This is a genomic window from Synechococcus sp. B60.1, from assembly GCF_047462555.1.
Taxonomy (GTDB): domain Bacteria; phylum Cyanobacteriota; class Cyanobacteriia; order Thermostichales; family Thermostichaceae; genus Thermostichus.
Genome location: NZ_JANSJN010000013.1, coordinates 4,465 through 8,129, shown reverse-complemented (window position 1 = coordinate 8,129; position 3,665 = coordinate 4,465). Strand labels below are relative to the sequence as shown.

At 61.6% G+C, this 3,665-nt stretch carries 4 protein-coding genes; 3 read left to right on the top strand and 1 reads right to left on the bottom strand.

What is annotated here, in order from left to right; genetic code table 11:
- The first annotated feature begins 133 nt into the window (after positions 1-133).
- The 3 genes from NW863_RS02665 to NW863_RS02655 are packed head-to-tail and all read left to right on the top strand — an operon-like array spanning position 134 to position 2,760.
- Positions 134-901, top strand: a complete 768-nt coding sequence (locus NW863_RS02665; protein ID WP_414364209.1) for an ATP-binding cassette domain-containing protein — start codon at positions 134-136, stop codon at positions 899-901.
- Positions 902-905: 4 nt separating this feature from the next.
- Positions 906-1,601, top strand: a complete 696-nt coding sequence (locus NW863_RS02660; RefSeq protein WP_414364208.1) for an ATP-binding cassette domain-containing protein — start codon at positions 906-908, stop codon at positions 1,599-1,601.
- A complete protein-coding gene (locus tag NW863_RS02655) occupies positions 1,582-2,760 on the top strand; it encodes an alpha-D-ribose 1-methylphosphonate 5-triphosphate diphosphatase (protein ID WP_414364207.1) in 1,179 nt (392 codons plus the stop codon). The genes NW863_RS02660 and NW863_RS02655 overlap by 20 nt, the downstream gene beginning before the upstream one ends.
- Positions 2,761-2,762: 2 nt before the next feature.
- Here the strand turns inward: NW863_RS02655 and NW863_RS02650 are convergent.
- The coding region (locus tag NW863_RS02650) for a phosphodiester glycosidase family protein (RefSeq protein WP_414364206.1) at positions 2,763-3,665 on the bottom strand (903 nt) is incomplete at its 5' end.

Genomic DNA, 3,665 nt, shown 5'->3' with positions numbered 1-3,665 from the left:
GGTTGCCGCCACGTCTTTCTCAACGCCATTCCCCAGGAGGATGGCAGCTTGGCCTACGAGATCTCCGACCAGGGCTATATGGAAAAACTCCTAGCTGGCAAAGAAAGTGGGCCTTTATTTGGGGAGAAGCAGCATGGTTGAAGAAAGGCCTTTGCTGGAACTGGTCAAGGTTTGGAAAGCCTACGGGGATCGCTGGGCTCTCAAGAACGTCAGCCTCAAGCTCTATCCCCAGGAGGTGCTGGGGGTGGTGGGGGCTTCTGGCAGCGGCAAGAGCACCCTTTTGAGAATTCTCTATCTCCAGGAGACGGCGCAAGGGGAATACTGGCTCAACATCCCCGGCTGGGAGGGGTGTAATCTGCTGTCGCTTTCTCCCTATGAGCGACCTGCGGCGCGGCGTCACTTGGCCATGGTTTATCAAGAAGCTGCCCAGGCCCTGCGCATGGGCTTTGCCGCCCTAACCAATGTTGCTGAGCCCCTTGTGCTCAAGGGGGAACGGCGATTTGAAGTTTTGCAAAAGGAAGCGCAGGCAGCTTTGGAGAGGGCAGACTTCCCCCTGGCGCGGGCAGGGGATCCGCCTACTTTCCTTTCGGGAGGGGAGCGGCAGCGGGTGCAGATTGCCAAAGCCTTGGCTCAAGAGCCAACGGCCATCCTCTTGGACGAGCCAACGACTGGCTTAGATTTGCTGGTGCAGGCAACCTTCTTGGACACCCTACGCCGCCTCAAGCGGCAGCTGGGGATGAGTCTGATTTTGGTTAGCCACGATCTCTCAGTGGTACGGGCATTGGCGGATCGCATTGTGGTTTTGCACCAAGGAGAGGTGGTAGAAGAAGGCCTCGCCGACCAAGTGCTGGAGGATCCCCGCCACCCCTTTACTCAGGATTTGGTTGCCGCAAGGCTGTAGAGAGATGCTGCAAGTTATCGATTTGGAAAAGCGGTTTTTCCTGCACCGGCTGGGACGGGAGGTTCTGGCTTTCAGACAGGTGAGCTTCTCCCTACAAGCAGGGGAGTTGCTGCTCCTAGAGGGCCCCAATGGCGCCGGCAAGTCTTCCCTGTTGCGGACGCTCTATCGCAGCTACTGTCCCACAGGGGGGCAGATCCTTCTGCAGACTCCTCGCGGAAGGGTGGATCTGGCGCGTTTGGGGGATCGCGAGATCTTGTGGATCCGGCGGGAGTACATCGGCTATGTCAGCCAGTTTCTGGATCCCCGACCCCGCACCACCGCCCTGGAGCTGGTGGCGGAGCCGCTGCTGTGGCGAGGTGTAGAAGAAAGCCGAGCACGGCAGCGGGCGGCAGAGCTGCTCCTAGAGCTGGGCCTAAAGCCCGAGTTACTGGAGGCTTTCCCCACGGGTTTCTCTGGGGGCGAAAAACAAAAGCTCAACCTAGCCCGCTCGCTCATTCATCCCTATCCCTTGCTGCTGTTGGATGAGCCCACGGCCAGCTTGGATGCAGGGGCCAGGAAAGCTCTGCGGGAGCGCCTTCGCCTTCTGAAGCAGCAGGGAACTGCGCTTGTTGGCGTTTTCCACTTGCCAGAAGACGTGGCGGGCTTGGTGGACAAAACCTACCACCTGGAGGAGAAGCAAGATGTGGCTGTCCGGACTTAAGCTGGTTCTCCCTGACCAAGTGCTCCCGCTGGGATCCCTGCGGCTGGAGGGGGAGTCGATTGCCGAGATTCGAGAAGGGCAGGTGGACGAAGGAATCCCTTTACAGGGCTTAACCCTCGTCCCTGGCGTCATCGATCTCCACGCCGACAGCCTAGAGCCGGAGCTGGAGCCGCGGCCAGGGGTACAGTTGGCTGCCGAGATGGCCCTGGAGGTTTGGGAAAACCGAGCTCTGGCAGCAGGCATGACCACTGCTTTTGTCACCCTGTCCTTTTGGGAGGGCCTGCCCGGTTGGCGCAGCCCGGAGACCGCTTTGGCCCTGGCCGAGCAATTGGTTGCCCTGCGTTCCCATTTGTCGCTGGACTTGCGGATCCATGCCCGCTACGAAGTCTCTCGCCCCTTGGGAGCAGCAGCCGTTCGCCACGCCCTCAGCCAAGGTTGGGTGGATCTCCTTTCGTTTATGGATCACACGCCTGGCCAAGGCCAGTTCCCGACCCTAGAAGACTACGTTCGCTATATGGCCCGTCACCTGGGCCAGCAGCCTGAGGAGGTTGCCGCCAGCCTCAGGAACCCATCCCAGCTAGAAGTTCTCCCTGCCCTTGCCGAGCTGGCCCAGCAGGCAAAAGAGCGGGGAGTCACGCTGGCTTCCCATGACGACGATTCCTCTGACAAGGTTCAGTTGATGGCCAAGCTGGGCGTAAAGATTAGCGAGTTCCCGGTCACGCTGGAGGCCGCTGGCGAAGCCCAACAGTTGGGCTTGCTGGTGGTCATGGGTGCCCCCAACGCCCTCAGGGGATCCTCCCATGTGGGCAATCTCTCCGCCCTGCAAGCCCTGAAGGCGGGATCCCTAGGTGCTCTGGCCACCGACTACTCGCCGGCTGCCGCGCTAAGAGCTGCCTTTGCCCTGGCGGAAAAGCAGGCTTTGGAGTTACCCCAGGCCATAGCCTTGGTCAGCCGCAACCCTGCCCAGGCCGTTGGCCTCCAGGATCGGGGGGCTCTTTGCCCAGGGCTGAGGGCCGACCTGGTGATCTTGCGGGAGAAGCCCTTCCGGGTTATGGGCGTGTTTGTTGCCGGTAGGCCTGTCTTTCTCCGCGAGGGCCTAGGATGGCAGGGAAGGTTGGATCCCCAAGGAGTTGGATCCAGAAAAGTCGAAGTCCCCTAAATCTACTCCAGAGCCGCTCTCGGCAGCAGCTTCCGGGTTGGCTTGCGCTCCAGAGGCCAAGTTGGCCGCTCTAGACGGGTATCCACCAACACAGAGGCTGGGGCGAGATTAACCCGCTCCAGCAGCCGTTGCAGCAGTTGAGCATCGATGGCATCCCCCCCGCTGGATGGGGTTGCCGTTCCCGCCACCAGGGGAGTATCGTCCAGCAGCAACTCTGCCACAGCCTGGGCCAGTTCTTGGCCGTATACGCCATCAGGGCCAGAGGGGAGCAGATCCAGCCGTCCCTGCTGAGCGGCCAGACGGCTTAAGCCCAGTTGCACCGCCACCACGGCCGGGCCCCGCTCCCCCCGCCTTAGAAGGCGCTGGCCGGCCAGGATGCTCTCCAGCTGCGCCTTGGCCATTTCCTGGTCGCCGCTGGGGAGCAACTGCACCAGTCCCTCCAGCCGGTTGCCGGGAGAGTTGGCGCTTGCCTGCTGCTGGGGATCCTCCCTCCACAGACGGGTTAGGTCGTAGAGCAAAATGGCGTGGGGGACAGGGCGGCTGGGCTGGTTGGGGCCGGCATGGCCGGTGGCGAGGATCTCCCCTTGGTAGACCAGTGAGGTGCTGAAGCCAGAGTCCAGCAGCACCGCCTCACGGATCCCGGTTTTGGGCAGCAGGCTGGCCAGGATGGCGGCATTGACGTGGGTTTTGGTAACCCCGATTACCACCTGATCCTGGTTGTCTACGCCAAAAAAGGCGCGGGGGCGGAACTCGGCGGCGCTGGAGAGGCGAAACGAGTCGATCTCCCTCGGAGAGAGGGCGCGGCCATCCTTAACCAGCCACAAGCCCGCCACAAACAAGTCCGTGACATCCGGCATGAGCTGGCGAAGGTTGTCGAGCTGGGTCATGGTGTCGGGATCAAAGGG